15 protein-coding genes are annotated in these 19,178 nt (G+C 47.9%); 9 read left to right on the plus strand and 6 right to left on the minus strand.

Annotated elements, in window-relative coordinates; translation table 11 throughout:
- Positions 1-41: 41 nt before the first annotated feature.
- The 3 genes from ACJJI4_RS07905 to phhA form a co-directional block, all read right to left on the minus strand.
- The gene (locus ACJJI4_RS07905; protein ID WP_444897120.1) at positions 42-1,211 is read right to left on the minus strand and encodes a cation:proton antiporter domain-containing protein; all 1,170 of its coding nucleotides are present in this window, start codon (positions 1,209-1,211) and stop codon (positions 42-44) included.
- 96 nt (positions 1,212-1,307) lie between these two features.
- Complete coding sequence (locus ACJJI4_RS07910) at positions 1,308-1,778, minus strand: Lrp/AsnC family transcriptional regulator (RefSeq protein WP_108733441.1); 471 nt, start codon at positions 1,776-1,778, stop codon at positions 1,308-1,310.
- Positions 1,779-2,046: 268 nt separating this feature from the next.
- A complete protein-coding gene (gene phhA, locus ACJJI4_RS07915) occupies positions 2,047-2,850 on the minus strand; it encodes a phenylalanine 4-monooxygenase (RefSeq protein WP_444927660.1) in 804 nt (267 codons plus the stop codon).
- 196 nt (positions 2,851-3,046) lie between these two features.
- On the opposite strand from phhA, the gene ACJJI4_RS07920 reads away from it, so the two are divergent.
- On the plus strand, positions 3,047-4,474 hold the full coding sequence (locus ACJJI4_RS07920) for a TyrR/PhhR family helix-turn-helix DNA-binding protein (RefSeq protein WP_444927661.1): 1,428 nt from the start codon (positions 3,047-3,049) through the stop codon (positions 4,472-4,474).
- 5 nt (positions 4,475-4,479) lie between these two features.
- Here the strand turns inward: ACJJI4_RS07920 and ACJJI4_RS07925 are convergent, their stop codons facing one another.
- Positions 4,480-4,797: an Mpo1-like protein gene (locus ACJJI4_RS07925; protein WP_282932610.1), complete on the minus strand. Its 318-nt coding sequence runs from the start codon at positions 4,795-4,797 to the stop codon at positions 4,480-4,482.
- Between the two features lie 276 nt (positions 4,798-5,073).
- Here ACJJI4_RS07925 and ACJJI4_RS07930 point away from each other — a divergent pair, with 276 nt between their 5' ends.
- The 4 genes from ACJJI4_RS07930 to ACJJI4_RS07945 all read left to right on the plus strand — a co-directional run bounded on the left by ACJJI4_RS07930 (position 5,074) and on the right by ACJJI4_RS07945 (position 8,811).
- Complete coding sequence (locus tag ACJJI4_RS07930; protein ID WP_444927662.1) at positions 5,074-6,297, plus strand: CaiB/BaiF CoA transferase family protein; 1,224 nt, start codon at positions 5,074-5,076, stop codon at positions 6,295-6,297.
- A 65-nt stretch (positions 6,298-6,362) separates the two neighbouring features.
- On the plus strand, positions 6,363-6,728 hold the full coding sequence (locus tag ACJJI4_RS07935; RefSeq protein WP_444905410.1) for a VOC family protein: 366 nt from the start codon (positions 6,363-6,365) through the stop codon (positions 6,726-6,728).
- Positions 6,729-7,035: 307 nt separating this feature from the next.
- The gene (locus ACJJI4_RS07940; RefSeq protein ID WP_444927663.1) at positions 7,036-7,923 is read left to right on the plus strand and encodes an AraC family transcriptional regulator; all 888 of its coding nucleotides are present in this window, start codon (positions 7,036-7,038) and stop codon (positions 7,921-7,923) included.
- A 504-nt stretch (positions 7,924-8,427) separates the two neighbouring features.
- Positions 8,428-8,811 (plus strand): hypothetical protein, encoded by a 384-nt coding sequence (locus ACJJI4_RS07945; protein ID WP_413665620.1) that lies wholly within the window; start codon positions 8,428-8,430, stop codon positions 8,809-8,811.
- A gap of 198 nt (positions 8,812-9,009) precedes the next feature.
- Here the strand turns inward: ACJJI4_RS07945 and ACJJI4_RS07950 are convergent, their stop codons facing one another.
- Positions 9,010-9,831, minus strand: a complete 822-nt coding sequence (locus tag ACJJI4_RS07950) for an alpha/beta hydrolase (RefSeq protein WP_444927664.1) — start codon at positions 9,829-9,831, stop codon at positions 9,010-9,012.
- Positions 9,832-10,389: 558 nt separating this feature from the next.
- Between ACJJI4_RS07950 and ACJJI4_RS07955 the strand changes: the two genes are divergently transcribed.
- From ACJJI4_RS07955 to ACJJI4_RS07970, 4 genes are all read left to right on the plus strand, one after another.
- Positions 10,390-11,082, plus strand: a complete 693-nt coding sequence (locus tag ACJJI4_RS07955) for a TetR/AcrR family transcriptional regulator (protein ID WP_444905407.1) — start codon at positions 10,390-10,392, stop codon at positions 11,080-11,082.
- On the plus strand, positions 11,072-12,433 hold the full coding sequence (locus ACJJI4_RS07960) for an efflux RND transporter periplasmic adaptor subunit (RefSeq protein ID WP_444905406.1): 1,362 nt from the start codon (positions 11,072-11,074) through the stop codon (positions 12,431-12,433). Before ACJJI4_RS07955 ends, ACJJI4_RS07960 begins: the two co-directional genes overlap by 11 nt.
- Entirely contained in the window at positions 12,430-15,567 is a 3,138-nt protein-coding gene (locus tag ACJJI4_RS07965) for an efflux RND transporter permease subunit (protein WP_444927665.1), read from the plus strand. Before ACJJI4_RS07960 ends, ACJJI4_RS07965 begins: the two co-directional genes overlap by 4 nt.
- Before the next feature lie 600 nt (positions 15,568-16,167).
- The gene (locus ACJJI4_RS07970) at positions 16,168-16,560 is read left to right on the plus strand and encodes a DUF3224 domain-containing protein (protein WP_444927666.1); all 393 of its coding nucleotides are present in this window, start codon (positions 16,168-16,170) and stop codon (positions 16,558-16,560) included.
- 288 nt (positions 16,561-16,848) lie between these two features.
- Here ACJJI4_RS07970 and ACJJI4_RS07975 read toward each other — a convergent pair whose 3' ends face one another.
- On the minus strand, positions 16,849-18,966 hold the full coding sequence (locus ACJJI4_RS07975; RefSeq protein WP_444927667.1) for a TonB-dependent siderophore receptor: 2,118 nt from the start codon (positions 18,964-18,966) through the stop codon (positions 16,849-16,851).
- Positions 18,967-19,178: the final 212 nt, after the last annotated feature.

Raw genomic sequence — 19,178 nt, forward strand, 5'->3', positions numbered from 1 at the left:
GGTGGTTAACTTAACTGCTCTATTGGAAGAGGCTAAGAGGTTTAGTCTCTTCTCAGCTCATCCTTGATTGCAATGGGGTTGGGAAAGTTCATCACCACAATGTAAGACGACACCAGGAATGTAAGAATCGCGGTTGCCTGGATTAAATGTGATGCTGCGCTGCCAATCAGGTTTTGCGTATAAGCGAGCAGAGCGATTAACAGGGAAAATTCACTAATTTGCCCAAGTCGAAATCCAATATCCCACGAGAGCACTTTGTGCTCACTGCGATTTCCAAGCAGGAAGTGAAATACAACGGGTTTTATTACCAGAACTGCGGCGGCTGTGACCAGGGCAGGAAGTAGAATTTCGGGCAGCATGGCCAGCTTGAATTGCGCTCCGAGGCTGAAAAAGAACAGGATCAGGAAGAAGTCTCGCAGAGGTTTAAGGCTGAGGGCGATGTACTGTGAAATCCGGCTGGCAGCCAGCGTGATACCACCAATAAATGCGCCGATCTCTCTTGAAAGGCCAACAACTTCCGCCAGCTCTGCCATTCCCATGCACCATCCAAGTGCCATTAAGAATACGTATTCGTGGAAGCGGTCAAAGCGGGTAAAAAGTGGCAATAAAATATATTTTACTATTAGCCAAGCAAAAAGTATCAGCAGTGGCAGCGATCCAAAGGAGAGAGCCAATTGCCAGATCTGTTCGTCACCGGTGTTATCACTCAGCAGTACCATTAGGCAGACTATTGCCACAAAGTCCTGAAAAAGAAGAAGTCCCACCATAAGTTCACCCAAGTGCTTGTGGTGAAGTACGGTCGTGGGAAGCAGTTTGATACCGATAATGGTGCTAGAGAACATCAGCGCCATGCCGATTACCCAGGATTCAACGGTAGTAAATCCAAACAGCAAGCCTATGCCAAAGCCAAGGCCGAGGAAGATCGCACAGCTTACAACCCCCACAAATGTAGCTTTGCGCAATACAGCTACCAGCGCTTGAGGCTGCATATCCAGCCCCAATAGGAAGAGCAGGAAGATAATCCCAACGCTGGACATATCGGATAGAAGTCGCAGGTTGTCGATTACTGCAAAGCCGGATGGGCCGAGTAAAACACCGAGAGCGATGTAAGCGACCAGAAGTGGTTGTCGTCCAAAAAGAGCCAGTGAGGCAACAATTGCTGCGCCACTAAAGATCAAGAAGAATGATTGGAAAAGGGAGCTGTCCGCCACAGGCCATCCTTGTGTGTGAGCGAGATTTAACCATTATCCATAGATGTGCGAACAGCTGAAAGGTCTATGTGCCTACCAAGTGGTTGCGCTGAGACTTTACTCACCGGATGGAATCGGTAACTCGGTAGTGCTTTTGATCTGTTCCAAGGCAAAGTTGGAGACAATATCGCTAATGCCGACATGCCGGATTAACTCCTTGTAAAAACGGTCGTAGGCCGTGATATCGCTTACTACCACTCGCAACAGGTAATCGTAGTCGCCTGCCATACGGTAGCAAGCCACAACCTCTGGCAACTGTGCCATATGTTCGGCAAAGTTGTCGGCCCACTCCGGTGTGTGCTGGTCAGTTTTAACCTGGGCAAACACTGAGACCGGAAGTCCTAAAATCTCGGCATTAAGCAAGGCGACTTTGCGTCGAATGATGCCGCTCTTTTCCAGTTTCTGGACCCTGCGCCAGCATGGGGTTTTTGTCAGGCCCACACGCTCCGCCAGCTCCTCGATCGAAAGGCTGACGTCAGATTGCAGAATCGCAAGAAGTTTTCTATCAATCGCGTCAAGTGAGGACATAGTGCTATGCGCTCCCTATAAGGTAGGGGTTTTGTGTCCTTGCGCTGTTTGCATTGCCTCCCTGGCGACCCCTAACGGTATTTGGGCGAGTGGGTGTGGGGGCTATTGGATGAAAGTCACCGAACTACCATCACACCTACTGCAGATACGATAGGCTCAGGGGGAGAGTGCTGGTAGTGGAATTTCCCTAGATGTGCAACGCTTCTGGGGGAGCTTTTTAGCAGAGGTGAGATTGGGCGGAAGTTGGCCGCCCAATCTTGAATGCAGATCAGGCTGCGTCTTTGGGTGGGAAGCGGGGTTCGAATAGTCCCAGCTCAATGGCCTCGCGGACCTTGGCCATCAGGTCAATTTCTGTCAGTTCTTGCAGCTGTTGCAAGCTGTTGAGGACATAGTAAATGGGTTGAACAATATCGATGCGATATGGGGTGCGCAGTGCGGTAACCGCGTCTAAATCGTAGCGCTCTGGTTGGTGACTCAGTGCGTAGAGTGTCTCTTTGGGGGAAGACAGAATGCCGCCACCGTAAATGCGCAAACCATCGTCGGTGCTCAGCAGGCCGAACTCCACTGTAAACCAATAGAGGCGGGCTAAATAGGCGCGCTCTTTAGGCGAGGCTTTAAGGCCCAGTTGTCCGTATTTTTGCGTGAAGTTTGCAAATGCTGGGTTGGTGAGCATGGCGCAGTGGCCAAAAATCTCGTGGAAGATGTCCGGTTCTTGCAGATAATCAAACTCTTCGGGAGTGCGTATAAAGGTAGCAACTGGGAATTTGCGATCCGCTAGAAGACCGAAAAAGGTTTCGAAGCCGATAAGGGCGGGAACCCGGGCGACTTCCCAGCCAGTTTCCCTGCGCAGCACGCTGGAGATTTCCTCTAGCTGTGGTATGCGGTCTTTCGGTAGGTCCAACAGCTCCAGGCCGTGCATATATTCATCGCAGGCGCGGCCAGGTAAGACATCCAGTTGGCGTTCAATCAGACGCTGCCAAGTTTGGTGTTCAAGGTCGGTATACTCGATAAAGCCGTCTTCATTGGGCTCACGGGCAACGTACTTGCTTGCCTTCTTTGCTTCTTTCTTCATGAATGTCTCTCCTGCGGCTCGGTAGCTCTCGCTGATTCCCAGTGCCCAGCACCTGCCGCTGAACCTGTTGTTGTTATGTTTCGACCTCTATTTTTAGCCAGGCGTGCCCATGGTGGGGAGAGGTAGAGGCGAGCTATTGCGCCTTCCGGGGAGTTCAAATTACACTTTCTGTAAACATTTCTTTACAGGTGACGCTGTGCGGGTAGAGATTACTTGTGCGAATCGTGTCGGCATTTTGCACGAAATAATGCAAATTTTCGGTAAATATCGGATAAATGTGACCTCCGGTGAGCTCGGGGGTGACAGTGGAGATAAGGTCTATCTGATAGCGCCCGGGATGCTTGCCACTCAATACCAGACAATCGAGAAGTCCCTGCACCAGGTTCCTGGAGTTAAGCGGGTGCGGAGGATCTCTCTACTGCCCCTGGAGCGACGTCATTTCGAGTTGGACACTTTGCTGAGTCATGTGACTGATCCGGTTCTTAGTGTGGATCGCGAGGGCAGGGTGGTCGCTGCCAATCTGGCAGCGGCAAGGGCCTTCGGTGTGAGCTTGGACAAGGTGCCCGGTCTACAGCTGCAGAGATTCCTGCCGCTTATGCAGGTCGCAGAATTGCTGCGGGATTTTGCAGTGCCTCGCTACGGACTGCCTCTGGTGGTAAGGGGGCAGAGTTTTCGCGTGGACTGGTCCCCAATCACTCTGGAGGGAAATCCCGGAGCGGTTGACTCACTGGCTGGGGCGGTACTGCGTTTACAGCCTTGGGATAGCAGCGAGTTTGTCACTGAGCTGCCAAGACCGATGGTGTTGTGGGATTTTGATTTGCGTCGAAGGAGTTGCCTCCAGTTACAGGACTTATCTGAACTCAGTGCACCTCTGTTGATACTGGGTGAGCGGGGCACAGGAAAGACAACGTTTGCCTGTGCGGTGCATTACCTCTCCCCATCGGCCTCAAGGGCTGATTGCTATCGAATTATCCCCCGTGACGGCACTATGCAGCTGCCTTCACACCTTCGTCGAACGGGTACTTTGATTCTTGAGGATATACATACTCTCAAAACAGAAGCTCAAGTTGATTTATTGAGAAAACTCCGCAATTTGCCGGCATCGCTGAGATTGGTGGCCACCGCTATTGATAGGGAATCTATTGCGCCGCCACTTGCGCAGCTCTTTTCGTCGTTAGCGATGTCCTTGCCCCCGTTGCGAAATATGCGACCGGTTCTGCCGCGCTATGCCAGTACTTTAATGCGCCAGGAGTCTCCAGAGGCTAGTGAGCTCAATTTTGATAGCGAGGTGATGGAGTTGATCAAACTCCATGACTGGCCGGATAACTTCAACGGCCTCAGGGACTATTTAATGGCCGCATCCAGTCAATGCTTGATTAGAGGGGCGGCGTCGATCAGTTGTGCGGATGTGCCGGATTTAATGGTTAAGGCGGAACTTCCCTGGCGGGACTGGAGCCGTGGACTTACCTATAAGGAAATGATGGAGCAGCTGGAGAGGGCGTTGCTGGCGGACCTTATCAAAGGTCACTCCTCAACCAGGGAGCTGGCTAAGGAGCTGGGTATTTCTCATACCGCTGTGGCCAACAAATTGCGGAAATACGGTTTGTCGGCCAATAAAAAATAGTTTGTTTAGCGGTCGATTCGTCCGATCAGCATATCTTTAAACATAACAAAGTCCCCGATAAAACTGTAGAACGGATACTTAAAGGTTGCCGGGCGGTTGTTTTCAAAGAAAAAGTGCCCGATCCATGCAAATCCATAGCCGGCGACAGGAGTAACTGCCAACCACAACATATTGGAAGTTACTACAGCCGCAATTATTGTCGCGAACACCAGGCTGGTACCGAAGAAGTGCAGCCGACGACAGGTGAGGTTGCTATGTTCCTGTAAGTAGAATGGATAAAACTCGCGAAAAGATTCAAATTTTTGCGCTTCTATTGCGGCCATGCTGTGCCTCCTTATTTTTATTGCACAATCAGGGGAGCCGCTGAACAAAACCGTAATATCTCTGCGTTGCGAGTTCTTGCAAGGTCCAGGCATTGCTGCGAGGTCCCGCCTTAACTATGAATCGCTCCGTAAGCTAGCCGTATCGCGGGTTTATTCAGAGACTCCTAAGTTTAAGACGAATATCTACAGATGCCAATCAGGGCGCGGGCACAAATTATCTGTTAGGCTGCCGCAAAAATATGCGGTTAACCCGCAAGTAAGCGATATGAGGAAGTTATGGCAGGTCCACTCGCACACTTAAAGGTACTCGATTTAAGTCGTATTCTCGCCGGACCCTGGGCTGGGCAGGTATTTGCTGATTTTGGGGCTGAGGTTATTAAAGTAGAGCGCCCCGAGCGAGGGGATGACACTCGCCACTGGGGTCCTCCCTACCTAAAGGATGAGAAGGGAAATGACACTGCTGATGCTGCTTACTACCTAAGTGCCAATCGCGGAAAAAAATCAGTTACTGTTGATATCACTACTGAAGATGGCCAGGCCTTGATCAAGGAGATGGCAGCCCGATGCGATATTCTTCTTGAAAACTACAAAGTAGATGGGCTGAAAAAGTACGGCCTGGATTATGAGTCCATCAAGGCGATCAATCCTGGTGTTATCTATTGCTCGATCACAGGTTTTGGGCAAACTGGCCCGTACAAAAATCGAGCAGGCTATGATGCGATGATCCAGGGGATGGGTGGTCTGATGAGTATTACCGGTGTGCCGGAAGGGCAACCGGGTGCGGGCCCGCAAAAGGTGGGGGTGGCAGTAGCGGACCTGATGACGGGGATGTACGCGGTATCTTCTGTATTGGCGGCTGTTATTCACCGACAGCATACGGGTGTTGGCCAGCATATTGACCTCGCCTTGTTGGATACCCAAGTATCCTGGTTGGCTAACCAAGCTCAAAACTACCTCACTTCTGGTAAAAGCCCTGAGCGACAGGGTACCGGCCATCCCAATATAGTCCCCTACCAGGCAGTCCCCTCAAAAGATGGCTATTTTATGTTGGCAGTGGGTAATGATGACCAGTTTAAACGCTTCTGTGGAATCGCTGGTGTACAGGATCTGGCAGAAAACCCCGCCTATGGGACTAATTCAGCGCGGGTTGTGGCCCGTGAAGAATTGGTGCCTCAGATTGAAGCTGCGACTCGTAAGCACGAATCCGCTTGGTGGCTCCAGCATCTTAGTGATGCTCATGTTCCCTGTGGGCCTATCAATACATTGGAGGAGGTTTTTGCTGATCCTCAAGTACAGGCCCGAGGTATGGTGGTTGAGCAGGATCATCCGGAAGCTGGAAAGGTGAAGACCGTGCGCAACCCTGTAATCTTCTCCGAGTCCGCACTCGACTACACTCAGGCGCCGCCAGTATTGGGTGAGCACACTGAGGAAGTATTGCGAGATTTGCTTGGCAAAAGTGACGAGCAAGTAGAAGAGTTGCGGAACAAGAGTATTGTGTAAGTTATAGATAGATGACTTGCTGATAATCAGGCACAAGGATGTGCCTTGTAAATTAGGGAAAACAGATGGAACTCGACCACGTCAATATTACTGCTCCTATGGAAACCCTAAAGCGGGTACGGGACTTCTATGCCCAGGTTCTCGGTCTGACCGAGGGTGAGAGGCCAAATTTCAAGCGTAATGGATTTTGGCTCTATGGCAATGGTAGGGCTATTTTGCATTTAATAGATGGTGAGGTGAGTGGTGACCAGCCTGAGAAACCCTACCTGGATCACATAGCTTTCCGTACAGATGCGCTTGAGCCGGTTAAGCAGCGTCTGGATGCGTTGGGAGTCGCCAATCACTTAATGGATGTGCCCGGACGCAATGTACGGCAATTGGTATTTTTTGATCCAGTAGGGAATAAGGTGGAAGTTAACGCGGTGGTGTAACAACTTCTTGAGAGGTCTAGACATTCCTGCGAAGCAGCGCCTTGACTGTACCGCTCTGCATGCCAGAGGTATCACGAAGTTGTTCAGTGGCTCCTTAAGTTGTTTTATTTCTTTCTGAGGCTTTTGAGTCTCTTAGGTTTAGAAGATTCTTTGTAGAGCATGTTCTTTATAGTCCCTGGATTTAACTTGGCCCCCTGTCAGAGAAGCTATGGCAATCACTTCTGATTGGTCGTTTTCTCTGATTGAAAAGTTGATATGCTTCATGTTTTATTGCAAATGACTAGGTCCCTGATAAAGATAATAATTTATGCCAGATAGTGAAGAATCAGTTGTATTTAAAATACAAGGGAAAATGGTAATTGGTCAGCGTAAATTCAGGGCACCGTTAAGTTATCAAGACCGTTTAGTTGATGAGGCAAGACTGGTTTACGTTATCAGTGGCTGTTCAACCCTGGTTTGTGGTGATGAAACCCTCAGCTTGAGTCCAGGTGCTACTGTGCTAATGAAGACAGATAATTTTATTAATCAGTGGCATGAAGATGGAATAAACAATGAAATAAATTTCATCGGTTTTCGGCTAACGTCAGAGCTATTACAGCGACTCTACCCAAGTGGTATGCCTGATGTCTTTGGTAATAATGGCGAAAGTAGGGCTGCTGTTAAGGGGGATAATAAGTCCAATAATCAGCCCCCCTCGGCTGAGCGCCTGCAGGAATCTGTACTGCTCTCCAATTATATGCGTAGCATAATTGACTATATCCAGCAGCCAGAAGTATTCAGTGAGCCACTGGTGGTATTAAAGGTTCGAGAATTAGTAGAGCTCATCCCTAGGCTCGATAGCAGTGGAACAGTTGTGAAGATGTTGGGGCAGTTGTTCATCAGGCAACAGCCTAAACTTCAGGAAGTGGTGCAAGCTCACTTATACTCCTCTCTGAAGCTGGCGGATTTAGCTTTTCTATGCCATATGAGCGAGTCAACATTTACTCGTAAATTTAAGCAAGTCTATGGCAGTAGTGCCACGAAATATATTACCTCGAAACGGATGGAGAAAGCACAGCAGCTGATTCTCAATAGCGATCTTAGCCTGACGGAAGTTGCTTTGGAGTGTGGTTTTGATGAGCTTAGTTACTTCTCCCGGGTGTTCAAACAGCACTATCAAGTAGCCCCTTCCCAAATGCGTAAAAAGGCGATTTGACGGATTTGTACAAATCCTTGACTGGATGTTCCAAGTAAAGTGTTGGCTTACTGCTTAATCTAGTCCTTGTCTTAACAGCGTACTTTTCTAACGATATGTCGTTATATTTAAACCCTCTTGTTATTGAGGGGCTAAAGAATGAATACATGCTCATTGCTGGTGCTAATGGTGATGTTGGTTTTACGTTTAGCCCGACGAGCATTAGTTATGGTCCTGGTGGTTTGATTAGAACCCTCCTAGGGCAAACTATAGCTGATACCGCTGAAGACTATAAACCAGTCACTTTTATTACTTGCTCATGTTTGCTGGAAGCCTGAATGCTAATCACTCTGCCCCCTGCGCAATCAAAAATAGTGAGACTTGATACAGTCAATTAGTAGCACTGCTTTGGTCTGTTATCCGGGCTAAGGGCCTCTTGAGGTCTCGCAGAAATGATAAGGAATTTTTCAGGGGATCTTTGAGTTCTCATTCTGTTCATTTAATCAACCAGATGGAATATTTAATATGATTCGTTTCGCACAATTTCTTTCCGGTATATTCGTACTTATATTGGGTTCGGCTGGCTTAGTGACCATGCTTTTCCCGGAAGTTGTTAATGGTCCAGCTGGGTTTGATGCCACAACTAATTACGGTTTCACTAACCTACGTACTCTCGGTGCCCCCACACTTAGCTTAGCGATTATTACGGCAATTGGTGCCTTTCGCAAAGAGTGGTTATTAATACTTCCTGCCTCAATGTACTTTCTATTTAATGGTTCTTCGCGGCTTATTTCTGTATTGGTTGAGGGCTACGAGCCCGTAATGCTGACTGGTTTGGTGGTGACATTTACACTATTTATTCTGTCCCAGGTGGCTGTGTACAACTTCCGTCGTGCAGCCTTGACGTAGGTTGAGAAAATGTAGGGTGTTGGCGGTGTTTACTGTAAATATCACACCGCCTCTCTTTTAGAACGTCGCAGAAATGAGGGTGACTCTATGGAAATTGTGTACTTGATTGATGGTGAGGTAAGTGGTGCGTTGCTTCCGTAGGTTTTTGTATTCCATTTCCTGGAACGAAAGCAACCAGCTCTAAGTTGAAAAATGTTTCTAGTTTTTGGGGGCTTTGTCTGAAAACAGCTTTCCAAACGCATCGTAAACAGCAAGATGTAGAGTGTCACCATGGTCTAGTTGTTCAAAGTAGCCGAAGTGTATTTTTGTGTTGCTCTTCTTATTATCTAGCTTGTTGTATAGTGTTCGCGCTAGGCGCTCCATCACTTCCCCCTCTTTTCCAACTCCAATATAGATCTGTTTGTCCTCACAGCAGTCTTCAGGGATGCTTGTCAGAAGAGATTCTCCACTCCACCATAAGCTTGGGCTGATAATAATATAGTTGTCGAAAAGGTCCGTATGCTTTATCAGGATTTCTGTAGCTACAAGTCCTCCCAGAGACTGACCTATCAGTGTGGACTTTTCTTTTGTACGGAAATTGCTTGCAATAATGGGTTGAACCTCTTTGTCCAAAAAATCAATGAATTCCTTTGATCCGCCTGATGATGGAAATTCTTTTTGATCTAAAGCTATTTTGGATGGAAATGTATAGTCGCGTTTTCTATCAATATTTTCTATGCCTACAAGAATGGATTCTGGAAGCATATTAATCCATGAGAATGAGCCGAATTGGAGCACTCCCGCTATATGGATAAAGTCTTCGGATAAGGAGCCATCTAAAAGATAGATTACGGGGTAGTTTCTTTCAGGTTCACGATGGTAGCTCTCGGGTAAGTAGACATTTAAGGTGCGCTTTTCCTTTAATATCTTTGACTGAAAACTAATTGAGTCGCCAATTACCAGGGGAGAACTCTTAAGGTCTGTAGCCTTTGCGAAAGTAGCCATAAGAAAAAATGAGATGAGAGCCAAATACTTGACCATAAGTTATATGCCCTTTGAAGGTTAAATTATTCTTGAAATAGATAGGGTCTGTAGAATATTCATATTGAAACGGCCTAATACTAACATTGAGGAGGGTGTTGGTTGTAGTAATGCTTTATTTAAAGCTTAAAATTATTCATCACTCATCATTTATACAGAAAGTCTTGTTGGGATTGGCGTTCGGATATGGAAGAGGATGAGATTGCGACGTTTTTCTTCTGCTCTAGCTGAATGGCTTTCCTGGTTTCGCATTCAGGCCGCTTTAAGTAGAAATTTGGATATTTGGCCTGAAAATGTACCAATCTAAGTGGTTGGAATTTTCCCGGTAAGTACTGCTGAATTTAGTAAAGGTGGCCACTTGCAGGAGGTCAATTTTACAACCTATTTTGCTAGCCCCGTCAAACCCTTGATCATTGGCACGTATTGCGTCCCGAGATGCTTAGCTTGTGAATCAGAAATTAACCCGGCACAACCTGACTGACTGGTCGGATTTTGGGGTTGTTGCATGGGTGTAATTCCTATTTAATTAATCAACTGATTAATTAAGGATAAATGCCTGTGACTGACAATCCATCCACTCGAGGCCGCGGGCGCCCAAAAGATCCTGAGCGTGAATCCCAGGTGCGTGAGGCACTTATGCACTCAGCCTACTCTCTACTTCGGAATAAGGCCTTCCGTGATATTTCGATTCGGGAGATTGCTCAGGGAGCAGGGGTGAATTCTGCGATGATCAGTTACCACTTTGGCGGTAAGGAGGGGCTAATTATCGAGGTGGTTCGGAGCCAAATCATGCAGTATGGCCCCGCGTTTGTTAGTGCAGGGCTGGATGGAGGGGAGCCCTCTTTAGAGTTGCTGAAAGAAGCAATGAGTCGAATGATACGCCTATACATCAAGGAGCCCTGGATTCCGCGCCTGATTGCTGATGAAGTGGCTTCCAAATCTGGTCGAATGCGCGAACTCTTTGTTGACAGGTTAGCCTCACAACTGGTGCCAAAGCTGCGCGGGTTGCTGGGAATTCTCCAATCCAGCGGCCAGTTGCGAGAGGACCTGGATATTGACCTGATGCCAGTCTCTTTTATCAGTCTGATTGCCTTTCCCTTCATCGCTGGCGACCCCTTGAAGGAGGGGTTTGGCTTTGCTCTGGGGGAGGAAAACCGGGAGAGATGGATTAACCATACCGTTCAACTCTTACTCCGTGGCGTTTCCAATAAATCTGTGACCAAAGGCGAGGAAGTCGGCAATGGAAATTAAGACTCATATGAAAGCACTGATGAATCGCCGGCTGGCATTACCAGCTTTGATAGCGGCGGGGGTGTTTATATCTATGGCATTGGTCGTCACTAAAGGTGAGCCTAAACACGATGCTATTGAGGCTCCTATAACGGTGGTAGACGCAATTAAAGTGCAGGAGTTACCGCTGCGAGCTCAAGCTATTGCATATGGTGAGGTGAAACCCAGTACTTTCCTGGAAGCCAATGCAGAAGTCAGTGGTAGGGTGGTGTATACAGCTCCGGAATTGGAGCGGGGAAATATTATCTCTGCCGGTACACTGGTGTTGAAGATCGATGATACCAGCTACCAGCTTGCCCTGGCGCAGGCTGAAAGTGACTTGGCTGCAAATCGCGCTAACTTGCAAGAGCTGGACGTGGAAGAGGCCAATAGTAAACGCTCTTTGGACATCGCCGAGCGCACCCTCAAATTGGGTGAGAAAGAACTCGCTCGCAAGCAAAAGTTAGTTGCCAAGGGAACCGTCTCCCGCTCGACCGTAGATACTGAAGAGCAAAATATGCTGCGCTTGCGCCAGGAAGTGCAGAACCAGAGCAGCCAGCTCTCCCTTTTCCCGACCCGCCGTAAAGTGATTGAAGCCCAGATAGCTCGCTCAGAAGCTCAGGTACGGGACAGTAAATACAACCTGGAGCGCACCCAGGTGATCCTGCCATTTAATGCTCGTATTGGCGAAGTTCATGTTGAAGAAAACCAATATGTTGCTGGCAATGCCCGTTTATTTGATGCAAGCGGCCTTGCCCAAGTAGAAATTGCAGCAGAGCTTCCTATGGTTCATGTGGCTCCACTTTTGCGCAATTTAAGGCCTGGCATCGATTCCAATCCGACTCCTGATGATCTACCCAAAATGTTGTTAGGGCTGGAAGCTCGGATCACCCTGGTGGGTGGCCCGGGGAATAGTGAGTGGCAGGGGAGGGTAGTGCGCTTGGGTGGAACCCTGGATAGCACCAGTCGAACACTCTCCGTTGTTGTAGCTGTGGATGACCCCTATGGCAAAGCGGTGACCGGTGAAAAACCACCGCTATTTCGCGGTATGTATGCCCGTGTAGAGTTATTGGCTCCCGCCGCACCAGCACTCGCTATACCCCGCCGCGCCCTCCATGAAGGCAAGGTTTATCTGGTACAAAATGGTCAACTAAGAGTGCGCCCTGTACAGATTGACTACCACCAAGGCGACACCACTGTGATCCGCGAGGGATTGAATCCCGGTGAGCAGGTTATTGTGACTGATGTAATTCCTGCGATTAATGGAATGGCAGTTTCCGTCGTCAGTGATGAGCAATCCGTTGCGGCGAGTGCTAGAGGTACCCAGCAGTGATACGTTATTTTGCCGGTCACCCAACGGCGGCCAATTTATTGATGGTTGCGCTGATGCTAAGCGGGCTTTTTGTTCTGCCCAGCATGAAGCGTGAAACGATGCCGGAAATCGATAAGTTTGAGGTTCAGGTTTCGGTACCTTATGCCGGCGCTGCGGCAGCCGAAGTGGAAGATAGTATTTGTCTTCCCTTGGAGGAGGCCACCGATGGAATCAGCTTTATTGATGAGCGATTGTGTGAGGCAAAAGATAATTTGGGCCTGATGACCCTCAAGATGCAAGAAGCGGGTGATATGGACCAGTTTGTTGCTGATGTGGAGTCCGCAGTAGACAGTATCGATTCGCTTCCTGCAGAAAGCGAGCGCCCGGTGATCGAAGAACTGGGCCGCACTCAGGGGGTGGTTAGTATTGCTATCAGTGCTGACCTTCCTTTGCCCCAATTAAACCAGCTGGCGGAGCACTACCGCCGCGAATTACTCCGCGATCCCGCTATTCCTATTGTGCGCATTTCCGGTTTTTCTGACCACCAGCTTCAGATTGAAGTTTCAGATTATAACTTGCGCCAGTACGGACTCAGCGTGATGGACCTGGCCAATATTATTGACCAGCAAGCGATCGACATGCCCGCCGGCAAGGTATCCACGCCGGATCGAGAATACCAGGTGCGTTTTACCGAAGAGCGCCGCACGGTTGCAGAATTGGAAAACCTGGTGGTGATTAAAGGTGGTGATGGAGCGGAAGTTCGACTTGGGGATATTGCAAAAATTTACGATGACTTTGAGCTGGCTGAAGACAAAATTACTTTTGACGGTCATCGTGCAGCGCTTCTCAATGTCGAGAAGAATAGTGTGGATGATAGCTTGCGTGTGCTTGAAGCCGTACGCGACTTTGTCGACCGTGAAAATGAAAATCTGCCTGAGGGTATGAAACTCACTCTAACCCAAGACAGCGCCTCTATCGTTGCGGATCGCTTGCAGATGATTATGGCTAACGCCTGGCAGGGCCTGATTTTGGTAGCGCTGGCTCTCTATCTGTTTTTCAGTGGCCGCTATGTCTTTTGGGTGGTCATGGGCTTGCCGGTTTCATTCCTGGGTTCGTTTGCACTGATCACGGCCATGGGCGTGTCCATTAATATGATCAGTCTGGTAGGACTGCTGATTGCCATTGGTATCCTGATGGATGACGCCATTGTGTTATCGGAGAGTATTGCCAGTGAACACCGTGAGGGAAGGTCGCCGTTGGAAGCGGTTATCAATGGCACCAAGCGAGTGGCTCGTGGAGTACTGTCTTCATTCGCAACTACGGTAATGGTGTTTGGAGGACTGGTCTTTATTAAGGGGGATATGGGGCAGGTCCTCAAGGTGCTCCCCATTGTATTGATTTCTGTATTGCTCATTAGCCTGATCGAAGCTTTCCTGATTTTGCCGGCACACTTGCGGCATGCCCTTGAGCATAAAAGTCGCCCCCCTGCCTGGAAGCAGGCTTTTGCCAAACGTTTTGATGGTTGGCGAGAAAATATGGGGCGCGCAGCAGATTGGGCTGTTAAATATCGCTATGCCTTTGTCGGGGGTGTATTTGGCTTGTTCCTGGTCACTATTAGTTTGATGACATCGGGGATCGTCAAGTTTCAGGGTTTTCCCACCTTGGAGGGCGATTTATTGCAAGCTCGGATCTTAATGCCTCAAGGCACGTCTTTGGTCGATATGGAGAAATTAGTCGATAAGCAGTTGAAGACGTTGGATCAAGTTGCCTCAGAGTTTTCTGAAAATGAAAGAGCACCTTTGGTAAACCATACGAGTGTCACTTTTGGTGTTAACGGAGATGCCTTTGAATCGGGGCCCCATGTGGCCACAATTAATGTCGATCTGCTTGCCGCTGAAGGCCGCAATACCAGCATGGATGAATTGCGCCATGCTTGGCGTGAGGCTGCCGGCGACACACCAGGGGCAATCGCTATTCTTTATAAAGAACCGGCCTTAGGCCCTGCCGGCCGTGCTATCCACTTGCGACTTGCCGGTTTGGAGTTGGATCAGCTAAAGGCAGCGTCCATTCGCTTGCAGAATTGGTTGCGTGGATACGACGGCGTAGTGAATGTGGTGGATGACTTGCGTCCTGGCAAGCCGCAACTCACTGTCAAAATGCGTGAAGGCGCTTATGCCACTGGCCTGGACGCCAGCAATGTCGCCAATCAGTTACGAGCTGCTTACCAGGGGATGGAGATAGATGAAATTCAATATCGGGGGGAAACCTACGAGATTCAGGTTCGTATGGATGCAAATTCCCGCGGTGCACTGAGCCGTTTCGATGAATTAGTCATTATCCATCCAGCTACCAAGCAACGTGTTCCGCTGATTGCCGTTGCCGATATAGAAATGAATCGGGAGTATGCGCGTATTCAACGTATTGACGGTGAGCGGGTAGTGAGTGTGTTTGCTGATGTTTTCACAGAGAAAGCGAATGCTGGACAGGTACTTGGCGATACCCAGGAGAAGTTCCTGTCTGAGCTTACCCGTGAGTTCCCAGGATTGCGCGTTGATATGCAAGGGGAAATGAAAAATAGTGAGGTTACCGGTAAGTCCATTGGTCGGGCCCTGTTAATAGGTGCCATTGGTATCTACCTTCTCCTATCCATGCAGTTCCGTAGCTACGTGGAGCCTCTGATTGTATTGGTGGCTATTCCCCTGGCACTGATTGGTGTTATTTGGGGGCATCTGATCATGGGCCAGAATATGTCTATGCCCAGTATGATGGGTTTTGTCTCTCTCGCCGGAATTGTGGTCAATGACTCAATTTTGCTAGTGGAGTTTGTGAAGCGGCGAGTGCGTGAAGGAATGGATGTACATAGCGCGGCAAGTCAGGCCAGTCGCGATCGTTTCCGAGCAATCTTCCTTACCTCGCTGACCACAATCGTCGGTCTGTTGCCACTGCTATTTGAAACCAGTCTGCAGGCACAGGTGTTGGTGCCGCTTGTTACCAGTATTGTATTTGGTATCAGCAGTTCTACTATTCTGATCCTTCTGGTGCTACCGGCGCTCTACGGAATACTGGAGGACTTTGGGTTTACTGAACCTCAAGAAGAGAGTGATGGCGAAGACGTATTAGTACCGGCGCCTATGGTAACTGCGCCAAGTAGTTGATCGTTTTATGTGAAGGGAAGCTAGTTTCCTAGGATATGCCTAGCTTATTACACCTAATAATGGTGCTAATAAGTTAGGCAGAGAGTGTTTTGGGCTAGTCAATCCACAGATCTACGGTCTATCGTTTTGCCAATATTAGTGTAGAAAAAATAACTCATAGCCTCCAAAATGGTTTTAGGGGCATCGTCATTTCGGCTTTGCTCCACTGGACTCTTGTAATCCCGCTTTAGCGATTTCTTTAATTTCCCTCTCTGTAGAATTGACAAGCGTATTTCCACCTGGCCCCAAATAAAAATGAACTATCTTCTCGGGGAGATTGGAAGTGCTAAAAGCCCATGCTGCCTCGGTAAGTTCCAATATTTCTCGCTTATGTCTCTTAACAGTTTGGTGGACATTAGTAATTTTGAGTGTTAATTGCGCACCTTCATAAATATCTCAGTCCATAGTCACTTACTTTGCCATCTTGTGTGTATAAATATACAGTCTTGTATATTAAAATGGAAAACCGATAAGTAGCACTTTAGACTCTCTTAGAGCCTAAGTTGTTACTGGTAAAGCCAGACACGTACTACTTCAATCTAGATTCGCAAAGGAGCAAATATGAAAATTTCAGGAAAGTTCGAGGTTACTGTAAAGCCGATGGATCCGTATGCGAAAGGCAGTGAAGGAAACAGCTTGGGGCGTATGTCAATTAATAAAGTCTTTTACGGTGATCTTTCAGGAGAAAGTCGAGGAGAAATGTTAAGTGCAATGACTCCCGTAAAAGGATCTGCGGGGTATGTAGCTATAGAGCAAGTTGCCGGTACTTTAGGTGGTAAGCGAGGCACGTTTGTTTTACAGCACTTTGGGACTATGAAGAAAGGAGAGGACTTCCTTATTTTAGAAGTTGTGCCTGATTCTGGCACTGGAGAACTAGAGGGACTCTCTGGGAAAATGTCTATTCAGGTGGATGGTGGAGTTCATTACTACGACTTTGAATACCAACTTGATTAATACTAGTTTGCTACCTGTATAGCGTCATGGGGAGGTTATTCGATCGAAATTTATACGGTCTGTACTCGTCTTGATTGAAGGTGCCACCTCGGATTGAATATTTGCTAATAGAAATTCAATCTGAGGGATCAGTGTCGTTTTCATAATATCTAAGTTTAGAAGAAGGGCTGAACAGGTGTGTAAGTCTGCGGGGGTATATTGATGAGTGTATCGCCAAAGAACTTCCTTCCTGTATAGAACAAGATGATATCGCCAGTGGAAATCCGCTGACGATAAATTGCTAGGTCGCTAAAAGTCATAGGAAATCTGGGCGATTAGCTCTCGTGGTTGGCCGGGAAAATGTCCTTGCCGCTCATTAAAACCGCTCACTGCATACGTTTTATTCAAAAGGTTTTTTACGTTGATACTCAGCTGAATATCATCCCAGCGAGTTGCCCAGCTGGCATCGAGTACAGTGTAGGCCTTTACTTTTTGATCATCGAAGCTTATTTGATCGCTCACATAGTCGGCACCAATGGCAAATGCTGAGTCCCATATACTGAGGTCATAGCGGGCCCACAAGCCTGCTTGGTGCTTGGGTGCATTTACGAACTGACCTGAGTCTGACACATTGCGTGAGTCACCCTCAGCGATATACGTATCGTTGTACGCATAATTAGCTGTTATGCTGAGTCTCTCAGTTATGTCACCGACTAAGGTGAACTCGCTTCCACCACTTTGAACCTGCCCGAGGTTGATAATTTCGGCTTCATTCGGGGTCTCATCGGCACTGATATAGGTGGGGTTACTTTGGGCCATATTTGCTTTTTTTATCTGATAGAAGGCTAGAGTGGTCAGGATACGCCCATCCAGCCATTCCTTCTTCACACCAATCTCCACTTGACTGCCAGTACTGGGTTCAAGCTCCTCGGCGCCGCCCTCAAAGTCGTCTGCGCTCACCGGATTAAAGCTCTGGGAGTAATTTGCATAGAGGGATAGTGTATCTACGGGCTTATAAGTGATGCCTGTACGGTAGCTTGCATCATTATCTTTGTAGCTATTGCCGCTTTCTTTTTCAGTTTCGTCGAACTGATCAAGGCGCGCACCTAGCATCCAGAACCACTGATTGGTCAATTCCACAGTATCCTGGATATAAATGCTGGTACGGATGCTGGCCGTACCATCCTTATTCATATTGATAAGGTTGTAAGTTGACGGGTCAGTTATCCCGTAGTTGAGTTCGTAGATGTTGAGGTTTGTAACACCGTCTGCTCCAGGGCGCGCTCGCCAATAGTCATATTTTGTATCAACATCATGATAGTCACCACCAAGCAAAATCTGATGATTCATACCTGAAATGTCTGTGTCATACACAAAGTCCAAAGTAAGGCTCAGCTCTTCATTTGCCCGGTACTGATCGCGGTACTCACGGCGGATGGTTCCATCTTCAGTATTGGCCGTTCCATCACCATTGATGTCTACCCAACCGCGCGATTCGTGATAAGCCTGCTCCCTTTCATTTTCCATGTAACGCACTGTTGCGTTAAAGTTCAGGCTATCTGTCACCTTATGCTTGACTTTAGTTCGAAGAACCAAGGCTTTAAGGTTTTGATAATCAGATTTTTCGTTGGTGTTGTAGGAAGGATCCACCAAGAATTTCCCGTCATCATTAACGGGCACGCCGCGCAGGCGGTTACCGCCTAGATTTTGTTCTATGTGCTCGAAGGTGGTTGTCAGTTGAGTGTCTTCTGAGAGGTCAAATAGTAGTCCCCCAGCAAGTTCAATGTTCTCGCTGTTCGCATTATTGCGAAAGCTATCTTGAGATTCATAGAAGCCTCCTAAACGATAGGCGATATTTCCAGTTACACTGCCTGTTAGCTCGATAGAAGCTCCTTTAAGCGATTCGCTTCCGGAGGTGACTGTTAATTCACGGCGCTCATCGAAGGTTGGCCTCTTGGAGGTGTAGTTAATCATCCCTCCGGGCTCACCGCCGCCATAGAGGGCGGAGGATGGCCCTTTTAGTACCTCGATGCGCGCTACATTTGATACTTGAGGAACACTAAACCCCGAATAGGGATCGCCGCGGACTCCATCGTAAAAAATATTTTTATTGTCTCGAAATCCCCGAAATGTGACACCGGAATAGCTGAATTGACTAACTCCTGCGATAGAGCGGTACAAGTCAGTGATATCGCGGGCAGCCTGGTCTTCAATAAGCTGTTCATTTAGTACTTGAGCAGACATTGCAATATTCAATAAGTCTGCGTCAGTTTTCGTTCCAACTTGTGTATGAGAGTCCAGATAAAATTGTTGGGCTCTACCAATAACTTCAACTTCTTCTACCGTTTGAGTTACTTCCTGGGCAGACACCAACGCAGCAGGGGCTAGTGAGGCCCATACTGCCAAGTTGAGTTGTTGAGGGTACATATTGATAGAATTCCGTACAAATAGGGTCGATTATAATTGATAATGGCTGAAATTTTTGAGATGTAGTAATAATTGTGAGGCAGTCGTAGGAAGATAAAAAGCTATTGTGCTGATTGGAGAGTAGGTAGGAAGAGTTGATAGCTGAGAACCCTAGCTTTCAAAAGCATTGATTTTCATTGAAAGGGTGTCAGTAATAGGTTAGGGAATTGATG

Source organism: Microbulbifer maximicatervae (SeqCode) (assembly GCF_052467305.1).